The following is a 19,138-nucleotide window of genomic DNA, read 5'->3' as shown; positions in this document are numbered from 1 at the left end:
CGTGGACCACCCTTCTGATGCTGCGTCTGCTGGCATTGTGCCGCCGCAGCCCGGGCATTGCGGTGCATTCGGTCACATTCGATGCTCGTCGTCGCAGGTCAGGCGTTGCCGACCGAGTGACTTTCACCCCGATGGAATGAATCGGACCGTAGTCCGGTTAGATCGTATGTAGTCCCAACCACCAGACTTTCTAGGAGAACCACATGAGCGCCACCATCACCACCACAGATCTCGGCACCGGCACCTGGACCATCGATCCGACCCACTCGGTCGTCGCCTTCTCTGTTCGCCATCTCATGGTGAGCAAGGTTCGCGGAAACTTCGAGACCTTCTCGGGAGCCATCACCGTCGATGAGAACGGCGTCCCGTCGGTCACCGCCGAGATCGACGTCACATCCATCAACACCGGAAACGAAGGCCGCGACGGCCACATCCGCTCGGCAGACTTCTTCGAGGTCGAGAAGTACCCGACCGCGACCTTCACCTCGACGGCGGTCAAGGCCGACGGCGATGACTACCTGGTCGAAGGTGACTTCAGCCTCCACGGCGTGACCCGTCCGGTCACCCTCAAGCTCGAGTTCAACGGTGTCAACCCCGGTATGGGCAACGGCCCGGTTGCCGGCTTCGAGGCCTCGGTTGTCCTCAACCGCAAGGACTTCGGCATCAACATCGACATGCCCCTGGAGACCGGTGGCAGCGTTGTCGGCGACAAGATCACCATCACGCTGGACATCGAAGCTGGCAAGACTGCCTAGTCTCGCACTGACCCTGCGCAGCAATATCGACTGTCTGATCGGCTGACCACCACCGGCCATCAGGCTCCCCGAGCGGCGGCCCCGTGACCGGAAGATCCCGGACGCGGGGCCGCCGCTGGGATTTGGTCGGCTCGGCTCTGTCAGCGGGGCGGCACGTCGAAGCGGTGCCTGAGCCATGCTTCGATATCGAGTAGAGCGCGGCGGCCGATGGGCGTTGCATGGTTGGCGAATCCATGGGGGACATGGGGATAGAGCCGCAAGTCGACATCGTTGCCCGCCGCAGACAGCCGAGCCACCATTGCAATGTTCTCGGCCAACACCAGGTCCTCGGACCCGACCACAACGAGGGTTGGCGGCAGGTCGTTCAGGTCGCCGAACGTCGGAGAGATATCCGGAACCGTGCGGTCGGTGATATGGCCGACGTACGCCTCGATGAAGTACTCGTCGGCGATGGTTCGCCCAGCAGGGGTTTGGGCGCTCATGTCATACGTGCCTGCCTCCAGGACAGCGCCGAGAAATGACAGTGCAAGGCCTCGCTCGCGAAGGCGCAACAGCGTCGTCGCGGCCAAGGTCGAACCCGCAGACATACCGCCTATGACGAGCTTGGTTGTGCCGAACCGTTCGGCTGCGACGTCAAGCAGCCACAGAGCTGCCGCTTCACAATCGTCCGGCGCTGCCGGCCAGGGGGACTCGGGCGCGAGTCGGTAGTCGACGCACACCACAACCGCCCCGACTGCATCCGCAAGCCTTGTGTTCCGAGCATCTGCACTGGCAGCTGAACTCATGTAGAAGCCACCGCCCGGGATGTACAGATAGACCCCGGTCACCTCGTTGTCTTTCGGAGTGATCACGCGCAATGACACACTGCGGCCGCCGATGTCGACCGTCTGCACAACAGCTCGGGTTGGTGATGTGTGGTCAGCTGCCCTCGAGGCACGCACCGCAAGGAGTTCCTGGGGAGAGTTCGGGCCGACGCCGGCAGGCCGAGTCTCGTAGAAGGCCTGTGTGATCGACCGATCATCACCGGACACCGGTTCGAACAAATCAATTAGTGAGAGTTTCACAAAGACTCCGGTGATTGTCGGGTCGTGCTGCCATAAGGCCGCAGCCTGTTATTCGGTCGCTTGCCAACGCGGAGTGAACCCCGTCATGAGCACATCGACGAGGTCTTCGATGAACTTCAGATCCACCGGCTCCCTCGTCAGCAGGACGCGCGCGTAGATCGGGGCGTGGATCACCTCGAGAAGCAGTGGATAGTCGGGTTCGGTGGTGATGTCGATTTCTCCGCGCTCGGCCGAACGCACGAAGGTCGATTTCAGTACCTCGGTTCGTGCCTGCGTCATCCGGCGTTGCAATTCGACGAGGGGGCCGACGTCGATGGGCATGGCAACGAGTCGTGAGAGCGTCTTCACCTGCGGATTGGTGAGTGCGGTGTGGAGGTCGATGGTCAGTGCGATCAGGTCGCCCCGCAGGGAACCGGTGTCGGGCACATCGATCGTGGGATCGAATTGATCGACCAGTGCGTCGGTGACCAGCTGTTCCTTGGTCTTCCATCGACGATAGATGGATGTGACGTGGACGCCTGCCCGGTCGGCGACCTGCGCGATGGTGAGCCTGTCGAGGCCGACGTTGAGCAGCTCGTTCACGGTCGCCGACATCACGCGATCGCGGACGGCCGCCCCGCGGCGGTGTGATCGGATCCGTGGTGTCGTCTCTGGCATGGGGTCCGAAGACCCGGTTTGACGCACCTATCGACTCTAACGCAACTTGAGTTGCTTTATGTATAGTTGCCGTTAACTGCGATCGAGATCTGACCGCGCCCGTGGTCTGGTGATCGGCGGTGAGAGAAGGTGGACCCTTGACGGCGCACCAGTCCAGCCGACGTTCACGGCTGGCCAACGCCTTCAAGAGCATTCGCCGTATCGATGATCGGATCGATCACTATTTCGTCGACGTACCCGATCCGAGTCTGGATGGTCCGGCCAGTCGACGGCATGTGGCCAACCGCTTTGTGGTCCTTGCGCTGATCGGTATCGCGGTCAGCAATCTGGCGGCCGCATTCGAGACCGTGGTCATGATCCAGCTGGTGATGACAGGCGGCGAATTGAGTGTGCCGGACATGATCGACGCGGCGAACATTCCCGTCCTGATCTGTTCGGTCGTCATCGGTTTGCTGCTCGGCGGTGCGGTGAGCACCGCCGTGTTGTATCCGCAGCTCGTGTGGTTTGTGAAAACCATCCCGGCGTCACCGGATCGGCGCAGATCGATCCAGATGATGCCGCTGCAGCAGGCGGGCGCGACGTTGCTCACCTGGGCGATCGGAGCGCTGATCTACATCCCGTTCGGACTCGGTGGTACCGCTGTCGAGTTCGTGGTGTTCGGTTCGGCCTTCCTGATGGCGGGGACATCCGCCGCCTGTCTCGCGTACCTCTTCGTCGAACGGGTGTCGCGGCCACTCGTGGCGATCGCGTTGCGCGACGGGGTACTCGGGCGATCCATCCTCGGGGTCCGTGAACGCCTGATCGCGGTGTGGATCGTGTTCTGTGCCGTCCCGCTGGTGGGCCTCATCGCCATCAACGTCGGCCGGTTGCCGGAGTGGATCCCCGCGAGCCGATACGTCGTCGATGTCCCGACGGTGGTCCTTGCCGGCTTCTGCCTCGTCGGCGGCATCCGGGCGACCGTACTCGTGTCACGCTCGATCACCGACCCACTCGGTGAGATCCGTAGCGGGATGGAGCGGGTGAAGGCCGGGCAGTCGCACCCGGTTCTGGATGTCTACGACTCCTCCGAACTCGGAATCCTGCAGCAGGGCTTCAACGACATGGTGTCGGGGCTGGCCGAGCGTGAGCAGATCAGGGAACTGTTCGAACGGCACGTCGGTGACGGCGTGGCGAAGCTTGCGCTGCAGCAGGGTGCGGGTTTTCATGGCGAGAACACATTTGTCGGCGTGATCTTCGTCGATGTCCAGGGGTCGACAAAACTCGCGGAACGAGAAGCGCCCGAGACTGTCGCGGCCCTGCTCAACAGCTTTTTTGCCATCGTCGCGGACGTGGTGGACCGGCACAGCGGATTCATCAACAAGTTCGAGGGTGATGCGGCGCTGGCGATCTTCGGCGCGCCCAGTGCGGTCCCCGACCCGGCGGGCGCCGCGTTGGGAGCGGCTCGCGAACTGCACGCCGAACTCGAAGTGCTTCGGCCACTACACTTTTCGATCGGGGTCTCGGCGGGGACCGTGTTCGCCGGAAACATCGGTGCGGTCAAACGCTACGAGTACACGGTCATCGGTGATGCGGTGAACGAGGCGGCCCGTTTGTCCGAGGCCGCCAAATCGGTTCGCGCGCACGTCCTGGCCAGCGGATCGGCGATCGACAATTCTGACGATGAGCACGGTCACTGGGATTCGATCGGATCCCTGGTGCTGCGTGGGCGTGCGGTACCGACCAATCTTTACACGATTCCCGTCGACAGCGAGCAGGGGAGCCGTAGCCTGAAATCACTGATAGGCACTGCATTCAAGATCCCGACAACCGTGGTTTCCGACGTTGTCGGCGAGGGAACCCGGTCACTGTTCGGAATGCGCGACCGGAGATAGCAAAAAGTACACATCGATGCTCGAAAATGACGAGGGGATTGGTTGAGGCGATGACATGGACCACGGGGGATATCGGTGATCAGAGCGGACGCACGTTCCTGATCACGGGAGCGAACAGCGGTCTGGGTGAGCAAACCGCCCTCGCGCTGGGAGCGGCGGGTGCCAATGTGATCCTGGCCTGCCGAACGGTGGAAAAGGCGCAGCCCGTGGCTGCCCGGATCGGGGCCAACGCCTCCATCACCGAACTCGATCTGGCCGATCTCGCCAGTGTTCGGGCGTGTGCGGAACGGACGGGTCCGATCGATGTCCTGATCAACAACGCCGGTGTGATGGCAATACCGCTGCGGCGCACGGCCGACGGGTTCGAGATGCAGATCGGTACCAATCACTTTGGGCATTTCGCGCTCACCGGGCTGCTGCTGCCCAAGATCTCCGACCGCGTCGTCACCGTGTCGTCGGCCATGCACAAGATCGGCAAGATCGACCTCGAAGACCCCAACTACCGGCAACGCTCATATTCGCGATGGCCGGCTTATGGACAGTCGAAACTGGCCAACCTGCTGTTCTCGTACGAGCTCGCGCGGCGGCTCGCTGCTGCCGGGTCATCAGTCAAATCGATGGCGGCCCACCCCGGATACGCCGCCACCGGATTGCAGGGGCACACAGAATCGGTCTGGGATCGCTTGATGGTCATCGGAAACCTGATGGCCCAGCCGGCTGCTGACGGCGCCCTGCCCAGCCTGTATGCCGCGACCTCGGACCAGGCACGGTCCGGCGGCTTCTACGGTCCGACCAAACTCGGCGGGTCGCGCGGCGCACCGGGACCTGCCACGGGTAACAAGCGATCGCGCGACGAACTCGTCGCCGCCGGACTCTGGGAACTGTCGGAATCACTGACCGGCGTGACCTACTCGGTGGATCCGGCGCCGTCGAACTGATGGGGTGGACGGCAGACGACATACCAGATCAGACCGGCCGAACGTTTGTGGTCACCGGTGCCAACGGTGGGCTCGGTGAACACATCACGAGCTCCTTGGCAGGCAAAGGCGCAAAAGTTGTCATGGCCTGCCGTGACACCGCGAAAGCCGATCGGCTGGCGCAGCGGATCGGTGGCGACCTCGAGGTGGCGCATCTTGATCTGGGAGACCTGTCGTCTGTTCGTGCATTCGCCGAACAGGTCGGTCAGTGCGATGTTCTGATCAACAACGCCGGAGTGATGAACACGCCGTACCGGCTCACCGTGGACGGTTTCGAAACACAGTTCGGAGTCAACCATCTCGGTCACTTCGCACTCACCGGGCAACTGCTCGACCGCGTCAGCGACCGGGTCGTCACCGTGTCGAGCATCGCGCATCGGCAGACGCCTGCGCTGTACCTCGACGACCTCGACTACGAGAACCGCCGGTACGTGCGTGCGGTTGCCTACGGTCAGTCGAAGCTCGCCAATTTGATGTTCGCCCGTGAACTCCAGCGGCGATTGCAGGCGGCGGGGTCACCGAAGCGGTCATACGCTGCCCATCCCGGTGTCTCGTCGACCGAATTGTTCTCTCACACAGAGACTTTTGTCGACAAGCTGGCCAAACCGGCAATCAGGCTGGTGGGGCATCATCCGCGCAAAGCCGCGCAGTCGACGATATTTGCCGCCACAGCACGCGATGCCGATCCGGATATCTACTGGGGACCAACGCGGTTGATGGGCATGCGTGGGCCTGTTGGTGAATCGCCGTCAACGGCGTTGTCCAAGGACGCCGCGCTCGCGGCACAACTCTGGGCGGCGTCGGAGAAGTTGACCGGCGTGACCTATCCGCTCTGAACCAGCCTCGGACCGGCCGCGAGCAATCATTAATCTCACCGACGAAGAAGATATGATTTCCGTCACACATTGCTGAGCGTTCTGAGTGTCGAAGACGGTACGAAACCGACTTGTTCCACTGAACAATTGACGGAATCGGATCGTCGGTGCCACTACTGACTCTAACGGTCAATCAAGTGTGGTGAATCGCCGAGTTTGTGTTGTTGCGCGAACGCAATAGAGCGGCGATGCTCACATCTTACTGATTCGAACATCAACTCGGCCAAGACATTCGGAGTTCTGCATGCGCGTTTCTTTTCGCGGGGTGGGCTTTCGCAATCAGACGTTCCTTCCGGGTGGGCGAGTTCTGACGATGGGATTTCGCCATCTCGGTGGAGCGTGACCGTGCGCCTCGAGGACCTGATTGTCGAGAAGAGCCGGATAGCGGGTGAGCCGTCCGATGACTTCGATGGGCGCGTACGACTTCAGGCCATGAACGGTCGTACTCGATGCCTCGGCGCGGTGATGCTGACCTTCGTCACCTTGACCGTGAGCGTCGGGTACATCTACTGGCTCACCTTCGCGGGAACCCCGGTTGTCGAACGGGTTTCCGTCGCCGGGCCAATCGTCTTCGTGTTACTCGCGATCTCGTTGCTCATCGAATCCTCGAGAATGCTCCTCACCTGCATGCTGGCCACGTCCACGGTCCTGGTGAAGAAGCCGGTCGTGATCAGGCCCAGGGACGGTATGAACGTGGCGCTCTTCATCACCTTTGTTCCGGCCAGCGAGGACATCGATGTGCTGGCGGGAACCCTGCGCGCGGCCAAACAGATCAATCACCAGGTTCAGAATGAAAACGGAGTTCAATCAGGCACGTTCGATGTCTTCGTGCTCGATGAAGGTGACCCCGGCGACCCGAAGCGGGTTCCGCAACTGATCGAGTCGATCAACGACGAGGTCGGCAGCAACATGATCTACCACTTCAGCAGACTCGGGATGCCCGGTTACCACGCCGGCGAAAAGTTCTCGACCAGAACCAAATACGGAAACATCAATGCCGCGTTCGACTGGGTGAGTACCACGGACCGTTTCCCCGCCTACGACGTCATCATGGGACTGGATCCCGATCATGTTCCGCTCCCGGAGTTCGGCGATCGCATGCTCGGCTATTTCGAGGACCCGGATATCGCTTACGTCTCGGGTCCCCAGGCCTATGCCAATGCGACGTCGAATGTTGTCGCGAAACTGGCCGAGTCGCAGCAGTTCCCGTTCCATGCCCTGATCCAGACCGCCGCCAACACGTACTGGGCTCCGATGCTGGTTGGCACGAGTTATGCAATTCGCAGCGACGTGTTGCGCCAGATCGACGGGATCCAGTCCTCGATCACCGAAGACATGGCCACCAGTTTCGAAGTCCTCTGCCGAACCAACCCGCAAACCGGTCGTCTGTGGAAAGGCGTGTACACGCCTGACCTCCTGGCCCACGGTCAGGGCCCGGACACTTGGGGGAGCTTCTACAAACAGCAGACCCGTTGGGCGCGAGGCTCGTTGGAACAGATGTTCGCCGGACCGTTTCTGCGCCAGATGTGGGGGATGCGGCGCAGCCCACTGCGCATCGCGCATTACCTGTTGTTGATGTCGTTCTACCCGGTGATGGCGGTGACGTGGATGCTGGGAGCGGTCAACGCGATGCTGTTCGCCATCTACGGCGTGAGTGCGACCGGCGTAGCGCCAAACGACTGGCTGCTCTTCTACGGCTGGGTCTCTGTCCTTCAGATGTCGGTCTACGTCTCGTCGCGGCGTCACAACGTCAGCCCTTACGAGGTCGGGCGGTCGTGGGGCGTCTACGGAATGTTCATGAGCGTGGTCACCGCACCGGTCTACGCCGCAGCATTGATCAAAATGGTGTTTCGACGAAAGACCGGTTTCGAGGTGACACCCAAAGGTGTGCACAGCAACCGAGACACCTGGTTTGCCTTCCGGCTCAACATCATCTGGCTGTTGTTCTATGTGGTCGTGATCGCTCTCATCTGTGTCAACGGCTACGCCGATCCGGCGACACTACTGTGGCCGTTGTCCGCGGCCGCGTTGTCGGCATCGCCGATTGTGATCTGGCAGGTGTCGATAGCCAGAGCGCAGGCCACGGCCGTGCCCGCTGACGGTGAACAAACGACGTTGGCTCGCACGCCGGTGAGCGCTTGACTCCCCGCACCGGCTGGAAACCGAATATGAGCCTGAAATCGGTGCTGAACTGGCGAACGGCGATCGGGGTGGGTGCGGTGCTCCTGCTTGCGGGGTTCTCTGCGCCGCCTGCGGCTGAGTTGATCCAGAATGTCAACAGGCACCGGCTCATCAACTCCGACGAGTACAAGGCTCAGCACGGCAAGTGGGAGACCATCACTCTGCCAGGGGATCACAAGATCAATGCCGTGCACGCTGCGCTGCTCCCCTCGGGCCGAATACTGCTGATAGCCGGTTCGGGCAACGATCGGGAGAGTTTTGAGGCCGGGCAGTTCAGCACAGTCGTCTACGACCCGTCCGATGGCTACATCAAAGAGGTCAACACACCCGAAGACATGTTCTGTGCAGGCCACGCACATCTCGCGAACGGCAACCTGCTGGTGGCCGGTGGCACACAAGGCTATGAGAAGGCGGCGAAAGACGTCACCAACGCCGGCGGCTACGTGACCATTCGAAATGAGACCCCCGGCAAGTCTTTTGTGGTCCCGAAGGGGACAGCGCTGACCGGGCTGGCAAGCGGTAAGCAGTATCGGTCGGATTCTGAGGTTGTGATCCCTGCGGCGAAGGTGGATCCCCGGACCCGCAAGATTTCGCCGACCGATCGCAACGTTTTCGTCGAAGCCGTGGTTGCAGGTGCTGCCGGGGTGTCGCTGCAAGGCGAGGCCTACCGGGTGGAACTCGAGGGAATGACGGCGGCCGATCGTCGCAACCTGCACGGCTTTGCCCCGAAGATGACGATGGACAAGAAGGAGTACCAGGGCACCCGGTACTCCTATGAGTTCAACCCGATCACCGAAGAATACGAGCGGGTCGGGGACATGAACTACGCCCGCTGGTATCCGACACTGACCACGTTGCCCAACGGATCTGTCATCGCGCTGTCCGGACTCGACAACTCGGGCCGAATCCTGGACGGACAGAACGAGATATATGATCCGAAGACAAAACTGTGGACTGAGCGCGGCAGCCTCAAGAGATTCTTTCCGACCTATCCGGCGGTCTTCCAGACGGCACGTGATGACATGCTGTTCTTCGCCGGGCCGTCGACCGGATGGGGTCCGGCGGAGTCGGGCCGCGAGCCCGGCCTGTGGAATCTGAAGAACAACACGTTTGCACCGGTGCCGGGACTTCGAGATCCGGATCAGCTCGAGACCGGGTCGTCCACCTGGATCGGGCCGGTCAACGATCAGCGGCTCGTGGTCGTCGGTGGCGGAGGTATCGGGAACTCGCCGCTGTCCACGGAGAGAATTGACGTCATCGACCTCAAGAGTCCGACTCCTCGATTCGAGCCGCTCGGCGAGTTGGCGGACGGCACAAGGTATCCGAGCCTGGTTCCGCTGCCTTCCGGGGATGTGTTCATCACCGGGGGTTCTCGGGACTATCGGGGCGGCGGCGACAGCGACATCCTCAAGAGCTACGTGCTGACCGCAGACGGTGAGCTCACGGCGATGGCTGATCCGGGTGTTGGCCGTAACTATCATTCGTCGGCGATCCTCTTGCCCAACGGGCAGATCCTGACGATGGGATCCGATCCGCTGTTCTCGGACAAAGACAATTCCGTGCCCGGTGAGTTCGAACAACGGCTGGAGGTCTATACCCCGGCATATCTTTTCCGAACGGACGGGAAGTCGGTGTCGCGTACTGCGATAACCGATGGTCCAACCGTGCTGCCTCTGGGAAAGTCAGGCACATTCACCCTTGATCCGGGAACGGCAGGTGCGCCGATCGCATCTGCCAGGTTGGTCCTTCCGGCCGCGACGACGCACGTCACCGACACCAATCAGCGGGTTGTCGACGTCGGATTCGTCCAGAACGGGAACAATGTCACCGTGACACTGCCATCCGAAAGGGCACTGCTGCCCAGGGGGAGCTACATGCTCTTCTTCAATGACACCGCCGGGGTTCCCGGCATCGCGAAATGGGTGCAGGTCGAGTGAACCAGGCAATGTCCTCGTTGATCGACACCTTCCTCGCATCGCGTGTGCGCCGTGGCGTCGTGGCGGGTTCGGCGATCGGTCTGTTGCTGGTCACGGGATGCACCGGTGGGGGAGAGGGTGATCCTGTCGATGGTTCGCTGCCGTCCGAGCGTGCCGCACCGGCACGCGCCGACTATTCGGTCCAGGCCGACCCGGGGTACTCCGCCGACCTGTTGGCGGCGGAAGGCTATGTCCCAGTGGAAAAACAGCAGTCCCTGAAGAATCTGATCCAGACCCCGGTGGCGGTATGGCTCTACTCCGAGGACTCCGCGCAGACCGTTCGCGAGGTTTTGAACCGGTCCGCCGCGAACGGGTCGGTGCCGGTTTTCGTGGCCTACAACATTCCCCAACGCGATGACGGCGGTCATTCGCAGGGTGGTAGCGCCTCAGCCGCGGCGTATGTCGAGTGGATTTCGGGAATCAGCGACGTGATCGGTCAGGGCGACGCGGTGATCGTACTCGAGCCGGACGCGTTGGCGCATCTGCCCGATCTGCCAGAGGCCGGTGCCGCAGAACGGGTCTCGATGCTCGCGGCAGCGCTGAAAGTGCTTGCCGCGAACGCGAATACCGCGGTATATCTGGACGCAGGCAACAGTACGTGGCGCAGCCCGCAGGATACGGCCGAATTCCTCAAGCGGATCTCGGCGCACGACGTAGACGTGCCGGGCATCGCGCTGAACGTGGCGAACTATCGTCCGGAAGCGGAAACCGAGCAGTACGGCCTCGACGTTCAAAATGCCTACGGGGCTGATCTTTTCGTGTTGATCGACAACTCGCGCAACGGCGCGCAGGGCAGTGGAACCGAATGGTGCAACCCGCCTACGCAAACCTTGGGCACGATCTCGGACAGATCATTCGATCCGGATGCGAAGGTCGAAGAGGTGTACGTGAAGGTGCCCGGCGAGTCCGACGGACAATGCGGGATCAGCGACAAAGCGGCCGGTGAGTTCGACGGAAACCTACTTGTGGCCCAACTGCCCTGAGACTCGCGGTTGCCCTGAGCCGAGATCTCTCGACCCCCTCACACCATCATGCAGATCGTCTTCGACTCGAGATAGTTGTCGAGGCCGGCCGCGCCGTTCTCCACGCCCCAACCGGACTGCTTGTGGCCACCTTTCGGTAGCTCGGGTGAGAAGTACGAGTGGCAGTTGATCCACACCGTTCCGGCCCGCACGTCTGCCGCCAGCCGATGGGCGGCGCTGAAGTCGCGGGTCCACACACTGGCGGCGAGCCCGTATTCGGTGTCGTTGGCCCAGCCGAGGACCTCGTCGATGTCGTCGAACGCGGTCACCGCCACCACCGGTCCGAAGATCTCCTCGCGCATCAGCGCCATATCCGGGCCGGCTCCGGTGATCACGGTCGGTCGGTAGAAGCTGCCTTCACCGGCCACGACCGAGCCGCCGGTGACGACTTCGGCTCCACCGGCCACGCCGTCGTCCACGTACTCGGCAACCCGCGCCCGGTGCGTCCGACTGACGAGCGGACCGAGATCGCTGGCCGGGTCGAGCCCGTGACCGAGCCGCATCGACGACGCCGCAGCCGCGAGACCGTCGACAAGTTCCTGATATGCGCTGCGCGCGACGTACACCCGTGAACCGGATACACAGACCTGCCCGGCATTGGCGAAGATGCCCCTGGCGACACCGGGAATCGTGATCGACATATCGGCGTCGTCGAGTACGACCACCGGTGACTTGCCACCGAGTTCCAGCGTGAGCCGGGTGAGATTGGTGCCACCGGCGCTTGCCACCAGCTTCTTTCCGACCTCGGTGGAACCGGTGAAGGTCACCTTGTCGACACCGGGGTGCTGCGCCAGTGCGCGTCCCACGTCACCGTCGCCGGTGACGATGTTCACTGCTGCGGCCGGAAAGCCCGCGGCGACGATCAGTTCGCCGAGCCGGATGGCGGTGAGACTGGTGTCTTCGGCGGGTTTGAGTACCACCGTGCAGCCGGCCGCCAGGGCAGGCGCGAGCTTCATCGCCGCCATCAGCAGTGGAGAGTTCCATGGCACGATCGCCGCGACGACCCCGATGGGCTCGCGCACGGTGTGCGCCATCACCTTCCGGCCCTTCGGTTGGTACGTGATCGACGGGTTGATGGTGGTTCCCGAGATCTTGTTCGCATAGCCGGCGTAGTACCGGAACTGTTCTGCAGCAGAGGGTATCTCGGCGAAACGGGACGTGGCCCAGGTCTTGCCCTGGTCGAGGGTCTCGAGCTCGGCCAATTCGTCGGCGTGTTCGTCGATCAGGTCTGCCAACCGCCACAACAGTTTTCCGCGCGCGGTAGGGGTGCACTTCGCCCACTGTCCGGTCAGCGCCTCGCGGGCCGAGCGCACCGCCTGGTCGACGTCAGCGGCGGATGCACAACCGATCTCGGCGAGTAGTTCGCCCGAGGCCGGATCGCGGCTCTCGAATACGCCGTTGCCTGCCGGAACCCAGTCGCCGCCGATCAGCAGTGCTTTGGGTGAGGTGCTCAGGAACTCGGCACTGTGGCGAGGAATTGTGGTCGGGGTGTTCATGCGTCTGCTCCTCGGCGGCTGCGGGCGGGTGGTAAGGGGACTGCGCCGTATCGCAGGCCCTTCGCCTTGAGCCAGCGTCGATAGGTGATGGATGAACCGTCTGCTCGGGTGGGGATTTCGTCGCGCGGATCCAGTGGGAGCAACAGCGGGCGTTGATTCTCGACGATGATGCGATCCTGCAGGAAGATCGTCTGCTCGAAGTGGAGCAGATCGGTGAAGGCGGCCTCCTGATCGACCAGGTACATCACCGGCTGTGCACGACAGAGTGTTTGGGTGATCGGCTGGATGAACAGGGCGATCGCGTCCTGCCGGGTCGGGTCTGCCGGTGACACCCGATAGAGCACCACCAGATACGGCGCCGGGACCCGGTAGGACAATTGTGCGAACGCGCCCTCGGAACTCGCGCTGACCTGTGGCTGGAAGAACGTGCAGTTGGTGGCCCACACCTCGTCGGTGTCGCGGCGGATCTCCGATTCGTACTTGGCCACTTCGGTGTTCGATTCACCGCCGAGGATCCCGGGGTGCACAAACGGGAAGTGCGCCATGTCGAGGAAGTTCTCCACCACCCGGCCGGGTGAGGTCCGCATCGTGATCCATCCGCAAGGCACGTAGCGCCGATCAGGCTCCAATGATTCGGGGAGATCGAAGATGTCCCCGGCCGGGGTGCCGAGCGTGGTCCAGACGAACCCGTATCGCAGACGGACGGGCAGTTCGGCTCCGTCGGCGCGAACCAGTGGAACATCGGGATCGTCCGCCATACAGGTCAAGTCGACACCGAGGAGACGTGTGGTGATGGCGCCGTCGTCGAGTTCGGTGCGGGCGCACACCGCATACCATTGGTCGAGAACCACCGGATCGTCGCAGCGGCCGTCGTCGCTGCGTTCATCGGTGTGGACGTCGTCAATCGTGGGCACCGAAGACTCCTTCCAGATCGTCGTGCTCGGCGAGCCAGTCCGCGCGCCGTTCGAACAGGCCCGGGACGACGCCCCGAGCGCGGGCGATGATGTCCGGCAGGTCCTGCGACACCAGCTGTCCGTCGCGCACCACCACCTGACCGTCGATCATCGTCAGATCCACATCCGAGCCGCGCACGGCGTGGACCAGGTTGTGTTGCAGGTTGAAATAGGGACCCTGGGGGAAGAACGGTGTCATCCGCGGGGTGTCGGTGCGGACGGCGATCAGATCGGCCTTCTTGCCGGGCTCCAGCGAGCCGATGTCGGCGTCCAGGCCGAGGCCCCTGGCGCCGTTGATGGTGGCCATTTCGATCACCTTCCAGCTGTCCAGGGCGGCGGCATCCCCGCTGGACAGTTTCGCGAGAAGGGAGGCGGCCTTCATCTCCTCGAACATGTCGAGGTTGTTGTTCTCCTTCTCCCCGTCGGTACCGAGCCCGACGGTCACACCGGCGGCCAGCAGGCGCTCGATCGGTGCCACCCCGCTTGCGAGTTTCATATTGCTCACCGGGTTGTGGACGACGGCGACACTACGCTGCGCGAGTAACGCGATCTCGTCGTCGTCGAGCCAGACCGCGTGCGCGAGCATGGTGCGCGGGACGTCGAAGAATCCGAGTCGCTCCAGCGCCCTCATCGGCCTGCTGCCGTAGCGCTTGTCGAACTCCGCGATCTCGATCTCGGATTCGCTGCAGTGTGTGTAGAACCCGGTGTCGTAGTCGCGCGCCATGTCGATGGCCCGGCGTTGGCCGGCGGCGTCGGCATAGAAGACGTGCTCGAGTCCGACCCAGACCGAGACCCGGCCGTTTGCCGCACCCTGACTGCGCTGCAGTAGTTGCTCGTTGTCGTCGAGGGTGTCGAAGTAGTCGAAGTCGGGATGGGCGCTCACGTAATTGACTGTGACAAGCCGGTTCCCGACCCCGGTGGCGGCGGCGACGCTGCCATGCATGTGCCGCCACATGTCGACCACCGTGGTGGTACCCGACAGCACACTTTCCGCATAGCAGAGCCAGGACGCCGCTTCGGCTTCGGCAGCGGTGACGACCCGGTGCATGGGGTCGATGTGTACGCGGAGCCATTCCCAGACCGGTAGCGCTTCGGCGGTTCCGCGCAGTAGCCCGGAGTGGCTGTGCGCGTTGATGAGTCCGGGCATCAGGAGGCGTCCGGGCAGCGCGGTCACCTTGGCCTCAGGATATTCGGCGGTCAGCTGATCGGTGGGTCCGACGGCGATGATCCGGTTACCGTCGACCAGTACCGCGCCATCGGGGATCACGGTGCGGGCGGCGTCCACGGTGACCACGGCATCGGCGGTGAGAAGTGTGCTCATGCGGCGTTCCTTCCGGCGATCAGATCTGCCGCGCGCTCGGCGAGCGCGACGACGGGTGCGTTGGTGTTGCACGAGGGCAATGTGGGGATCACAGAGGCATCCACAACGCGCAGGTTCTCGGTCCCGTACACCCGCAGCTCGGAGTCGACCACGGCTCCGGGACCCGTACCCATCGCGCAGGTGCCTGCGGTGTGGAAGAACGTCGAACAACTCATTCGTACGAACGCCGCGCGCTCGGCGCCGGTGAGACGACGATCGGGTGCGATCGGTCGCGCGATCAGCGTTCGGTACGGCGCGGTCTGCGCCAGATCCATGATGGTGTCGAGTCCGGCGACCAGGGCGGTCAGGTCACGAGGGTCGGACAGATACCGGGGATCGATCTCCGGTGCCGTCTCCGGGTCGGCGGACCGTAGGGTCAACTGTCCGACACTGTGCGACCGCATCAGCCCGGGTGAGACCGCGAACACGTTGTCGGATGTTGTAAGGCCGTACGTCGCAGCGACTTCGGGCGTCGCGTGTGGCCCCTGGACGACAAAGGCGTGCAGGTCGGGCAGTGACTGCTCCGGTGTGGAGCACCAGTTCAGGATGGCGCCGCCGCCGTTGTCGCGCACCGGTCCCATCGGCAGGCGGGCGGCGAAGTTCACCCCCATCAGCAGTGGGTGGTCCTGGAGGTTCTGTCCTACACCCGGCAGATCACTTCGGACCCGAATGCCGTGTGCCCGCAGGTGTTCGGGTTCGCCGATACCGGCGAGCAACAGCAGGTGCGGACTCGAGATCGCACCGGCCGACAGAATCACTTCTCGTTCGGCCCGAACCAGGGTTCCGCCGAGATTCACCCCGGAGCACCGGGCACCTTCGAATTCGAGGGCCCCGACGTGAGAGCCCGTCCGCACGGTCAGATTGGTCCGCTGCGCCGCGGGCCCCAGATATGCACGGGCGGTGCTCATCCGTCGACCGTCCGCGATGGTCAGATTTGCCAGCGAGGCGCCGTGGACGTCGTTGCCGTTCGAGTCGGCGAGCACCGGAAAACCCAGTTCCGTGGCCGCACCGAGCAGCGCTTCGGCGACCGGATGGGGGTTTTCGGGCGTGGTGATGGTCAGTGGCCCTGCGCTGCCGCGCAATTCGGACGGACCGCCTTCCCAGTTCTCGCAGCGGCGGAAGTAGGGGAGCATTGACTCCCAATTCCACCCTGTCGCTCCGCTGTCCTCCCAGACGTCGTAGTCGCTGGGGTGGCCCCGATACCAGAGCATGGCATTGATGCTGCTCGAACCGCCGAGCACCCGCCCGCGGGGTATCGGGATCATGCGCCCGTCGAGGTTCGCGTTGGGCGAATAGGCATATCCCCAGTCGTACTTCCCGGACAACAGCCTCGCCCAGCCGCCCGGCTCGTCGATCTCGGCGATGCCGTCGTGGCTCGGCCCGGATTCCAGTAGGAGCACGGAGACGTCGGGATCTTCCGAGAGACGCGACGCCAGAACACATCCCGCCGAGCCACCGCCCACGACGATGTAGTCGAACGTCTCAGTTGTGTTCACTGGGCCCCATGATGGTGATCTCTTCGGTGGCCTCCACGTGCCGGACGAAGATGTACTTGTCCTCACGTCCGTCGCTGTGCTTGCGTTTGATCCCGGGCTCGACCACGCTCGAGACCTTCGCAACCAGGACGTACGGCTCGTCGGCCACCAGCCCCGCCGCGCAGTGCTGGTCAAACTCTTCGAGAGTTGTTGCAGTATAGGAGTGTTCGATGCCGGCGCCACGGGCGATCGCCGCGATGCTCACGATGCCCTTCGACGTGTGCGTCGGTGGGCCCCCGATGGATTGGTAGCACTCGTTGTCCCACACCACGGTGAAGAGGTTGCGGGGACGTTCGTTGGCGAGTGTTGCGAGTATGCCGAGGTTGAAGAGCATTCCACCGTCGGTGTCGAGGGAGATGATGCGCCGGTGCGGCAGGCCGACCGCGAGCCCGAATGCCTGGGGAGTGACGCATCCGAGTTGCTGTTGAAACAGGCTGGCGCTGCGCATGTGGGGTGCGGCGTTGTACCACTCGTCCACGCTGGCACCCAGTGAGACGATCACCAGTTCGTCCGATAATTTGTCGGCGAGGAGCTTCATGCAGTCGAAACGTGTCATGTTTGCTGTCGAGTCGTTCATCGGACCAGACCTCCGCCCAGAGCAATCGCCGAATGATGGTATGCCGCATAAGACCACTCGAAGGCGTCGTGAATCGCCCGCTCGATCTGGTCTTCCTCCCGCACGATCCGGTAAGGGATCCGCAGCGCATCGAGGATGGGTTCCATCGTGATGCCGTGCGGGACCGCCCACCAGTTGTTCTCGCCGAGTTCACCGCGGTAGCTCATGAGCATGATCACCGGGATTCCGGCGCCAAGACCCATCCGGGCGAGCGGTTCCACTGAGGCGCGCAGCCCCGAGTTCTCCATGATCAGAGCAGCTCGTTTGCCCGAGAGGAAGATGCCACCGCAGATGGCGGCACCCTCACCCTCGTTGGTGACCTGGATCGTCCGGATGTCGGGGTCGGCGTCCAGGGCCGGATAGAGCTCCTTGAACAGGGAGTCGGGGAGATAGCAGACGGTGCTCACACCGGCCTTTTTGAGGCCACGGATCACCGCGTCTACGGCACTTTGTTGCATGGCAAGCCTTTTCTTCTCGGGTGTCAGGGGAAGACGGGGATGCCGGGCATCGCGATGAAGCCGGGCAGTGTCTGCATGCGTCGGAGCCACCACCGCAGCGCCGGATAGCGCCCGCGGTCGATGCCGATGTCCCGGGTGAGGGCCGCACCGGCGAAGAGCGCGATGTCGGCGATGGTGGGTTGGGGGCCGAGTACCCAGTGGTTGTCGATCCGCTGCAGGGTGAGGTGGTCATCGAGTTGTTGCACAGCCGCCTTCGCCCGTCCGACGGCCTCATCCAGTGGGTCGACGCTGTACAGGGCGAGATCGCGCGCCACGGTGATCGCGCCGAATGCGTTGGCGCAGAAATCGAGCCAGTGGGCGAGCCGGTAGCCGTCCACGGATTCTCCAGGCGCCCAGGTGGTGTCGGTCGCGAACTCCGTCGCCAGATACAGCAGGGCGTTCTCGGCGCCACGTATGGTGTTATCGCCATGGCGCAGAACAGGCACCTTTGTTGCAGTGTCCGGGCCCACCGGATAACAGTTCACGGGCACTTTTGTGTACTCGATACCGAGTAGCGCCATCCCCAGTCGCACCTTGTAGCAGTTGAGGTCGAGTTCGAAGTCGGCGAGCAGCAAGTCACTCACGAGGCCACCGTCGCATGCGCGTTCATCTCATCGCGAAACGCGTGTGCCCACTGAATGATCCGGCGCACGAGAGCCGGGTCGGCGCCTTCGACGCCGACGCAGATGTGCATCACGGTTGTGGTCTCGTCGCGGACCTGGACGCCGATGACGAGATCGGAGCCGTCGACGGTCGTGTGGACGAGGTTGTCCGCATGTTGCATGTTGTCCGTACGGGAGGCGAGGGATTCCAGCACTCGGGGGACCGCAGCGTCGAGGTACACCGAACATGCAGGCGTCGCAGGGTATTCCGGTGGCATCTCGACGGCGTATTCGAGCTCGCCTCTGGTGGTGCCGGTCTGGCCGTCCAGCCACACCATCCCATAACGTTCGGCGGAACGGTATCGATCGGTCCGGACCGAACTCGGTGGATCGACATCGGGATGGGCGGGTATGTGTCGGCATCCTCCCGCGGATTCGTATTCCCAACCGTGGTAGAGGCATACGAGCCGGTTCTCGCGGACGAAACCCAGGCTCAGACGCATGCCGCGGTGCGGGCAACGGTCGGCCCACGCGTGGACGAGTCCGTCACCTCCCCGCCACAGTGCGATGCCGGCGCCGCTCAGCTTCGTGTCTGTTGCCGAGCCGGAGAGCACGTCGCGGCTCAGCGCGACCGGTGCCCAACCCGAGGACGGGGCCGGGTGAGATGTGAGCATCTCGATGATTCCTTTCTCTTGCGCTGC

17 protein-coding genes are annotated in these 19,138 nt (G+C 63.1%); 7 read left to right on the top strand and 10 right to left on the bottom strand.

Going from position 1 to position 19,138, the window contains the following annotated elements:
* The first annotated feature begins 203 nt into the window (after positions 1–203).
* Complete coding sequence (locus AC56PL_RS24445; protein ID WP_497155421.1) at positions 204–755, top strand: YceI family protein; 552 nt, start codon at positions 204–206, stop codon at positions 753–755.
* A gap of 140 nt (positions 756–895) precedes the next feature.
* Here AC56PL_RS24445 and AC56PL_RS24440 read toward each other — a convergent pair whose 3' ends face one another.
* Complete coding sequence (locus tag AC56PL_RS24440; protein ID WP_495517498.1) at positions 896–1,819, bottom strand: alpha/beta hydrolase fold domain-containing protein; 924 nt, start codon at positions 1,817–1,819, stop codon at positions 896–898.
* 48 nt (positions 1,820–1,867) lie between these two features.
* On the bottom strand, positions 1,868–2,476 hold the full coding sequence (locus AC56PL_RS24435; protein ID WP_495517499.1) for a TetR/AcrR family transcriptional regulator C-terminal ligand-binding domain-containing protein: 609 nt from the start codon (positions 2,474–2,476) through the stop codon (positions 1,868–1,870).
* Between the two features lie 137 nt (positions 2,477–2,613).
* Between AC56PL_RS24435 and AC56PL_RS24430 the strand changes: the two genes are divergently transcribed.
* From AC56PL_RS24430 to AC56PL_RS24405, 6 genes are all read left to right on the top strand, one after another.
* Positions 2,614–4,347, top strand: a complete 1,734-nt coding sequence (locus AC56PL_RS24430; protein WP_495517500.1) for an adenylate/guanylate cyclase domain-containing protein — start codon at positions 2,614–2,616, stop codon at positions 4,345–4,347.
* 50 nt (positions 4,348–4,397) lie between these two features.
* Positions 4,398–5,285, top strand: a complete 888-nt coding sequence (locus AC56PL_RS24425; protein ID WP_495517501.1) for an oxidoreductase — start codon at positions 4,398–4,400, stop codon at positions 5,283–5,285.
* On the top strand, positions 5,285–6,160 hold the full coding sequence (locus AC56PL_RS24420; protein WP_497155420.1) for an oxidoreductase: 876 nt from the start codon (positions 5,285–5,287) through the stop codon (positions 6,158–6,160). The genes AC56PL_RS24425 and AC56PL_RS24420 overlap by 1 nt, the downstream gene beginning before the upstream one ends.
* A gap of 378 nt (positions 6,161–6,538) precedes the next feature.
* Positions 6,539–8,341: a glycosyltransferase family 2 protein gene (locus AC56PL_RS24415; RefSeq protein WP_497155419.1), complete on the top strand. Its 1,803-nt coding sequence runs from the start codon at positions 6,539–6,541 to the stop codon at positions 8,339–8,341.
* A gap of 26 nt (positions 8,342–8,367) precedes the next feature.
* Positions 8,368–10,317 (top strand): radical copper oxidase GlxA, encoded by a 1,950-nt coding sequence (glxA, locus tag AC56PL_RS24410; RefSeq protein ID WP_497155418.1) that lies wholly within the window; start codon positions 8,368–8,370, stop codon positions 10,315–10,317.
* A gap of 8 nt (positions 10,318–10,325) precedes the next feature.
* A complete protein-coding gene (locus AC56PL_RS24405) occupies positions 10,326–11,339 on the top strand; it encodes a glycoside hydrolase family 6 protein (protein WP_497155417.1) in 1,014 nt (337 codons plus the stop codon).
* A gap of 38 nt (positions 11,340–11,377) precedes the next feature.
* On the opposite strand, the gene AC56PL_RS24400 is transcribed toward AC56PL_RS24405, so the two are convergent.
* From AC56PL_RS24400 to AC56PL_RS24365, 8 genes are read right to left on the bottom strand one after another with little or no spacing between them, the layout of a single operon-like run.
* Positions 11,378–12,874 carry an aldehyde dehydrogenase family protein gene (locus AC56PL_RS24400; protein ID WP_497155416.1) on the bottom strand — a complete coding sequence of 499 codons (1,497 nt, stop codon included), beginning with the start codon at positions 12,872–12,874 and terminating at the stop codon, positions 11,378–11,380.
* Positions 12,871–13,788 carry an aromatic ring-hydroxylating dioxygenase subunit alpha gene (locus AC56PL_RS24395; RefSeq protein ID WP_497155415.1) on the bottom strand — a complete coding sequence of 306 codons (918 nt, stop codon included), beginning with the start codon at positions 13,786–13,788 and terminating at the stop codon, positions 12,871–12,873. Before AC56PL_RS24395 ends, AC56PL_RS24400 begins: the two co-directional genes overlap by 4 nt.
* On the bottom strand, positions 13,775–15,148 hold the full coding sequence (locus AC56PL_RS24390) for an amidohydrolase family protein (RefSeq protein WP_497155414.1): 1,374 nt from the start codon (positions 15,146–15,148) through the stop codon (positions 13,775–13,777). Before AC56PL_RS24390 ends, AC56PL_RS24395 begins: the two co-directional genes overlap by 14 nt.
* Entirely contained in the window at positions 15,145–16,683 is a 1,539-nt protein-coding gene (locus tag AC56PL_RS24385) for a GMC family oxidoreductase (protein ID WP_497155413.1), read from the bottom strand. The genes AC56PL_RS24390 and AC56PL_RS24385 overlap by 4 nt, the downstream gene beginning before the upstream one ends.
* Positions 16,670–17,299 (bottom strand): thiamine pyrophosphate-dependent enzyme, encoded by a 630-nt coding sequence (locus AC56PL_RS24380; RefSeq protein WP_495517510.1) that lies wholly within the window; start codon positions 17,297–17,299, stop codon positions 16,670–16,672. Before AC56PL_RS24380 ends, AC56PL_RS24385 begins: the two co-directional genes overlap by 14 nt.
* Entirely contained in the window at positions 17,296–17,796 is a 501-nt protein-coding gene (locus tag AC56PL_RS24375; RefSeq protein WP_482140238.1) for a thiamine pyrophosphate-binding protein, read from the bottom strand. The genes AC56PL_RS24380 and AC56PL_RS24375 overlap by 4 nt, the downstream gene beginning before the upstream one ends.
* Before the next feature lie 23 nt (positions 17,797–17,819).
* Positions 17,820–18,419 (bottom strand): glutathione S-transferase family protein, encoded by a 600-nt coding sequence (locus tag AC56PL_RS24370; protein WP_497155412.1) that lies wholly within the window; start codon positions 18,417–18,419, stop codon positions 17,820–17,822.
* Positions 18,416–19,111, bottom strand: coding sequence for a Rieske 2Fe-2S domain-containing protein (locus AC56PL_RS24365; RefSeq protein ID WP_495517513.1), 696 nt, complete (start codon positions 19,109–19,111; stop codon positions 18,416–18,418). Before AC56PL_RS24365 ends, AC56PL_RS24370 begins: the two co-directional genes overlap by 4 nt.
* Positions 19,112–19,138 lie beyond the last annotated feature (27 nt).

It is taken from the genome of Williamsia sp. Y721 (assembly GCF_059683565.1).
The sequence above is the reverse complement of the archived record's forward strand: the minus strand, read 5'-3'. Positions and strand labels throughout refer to the sequence as shown.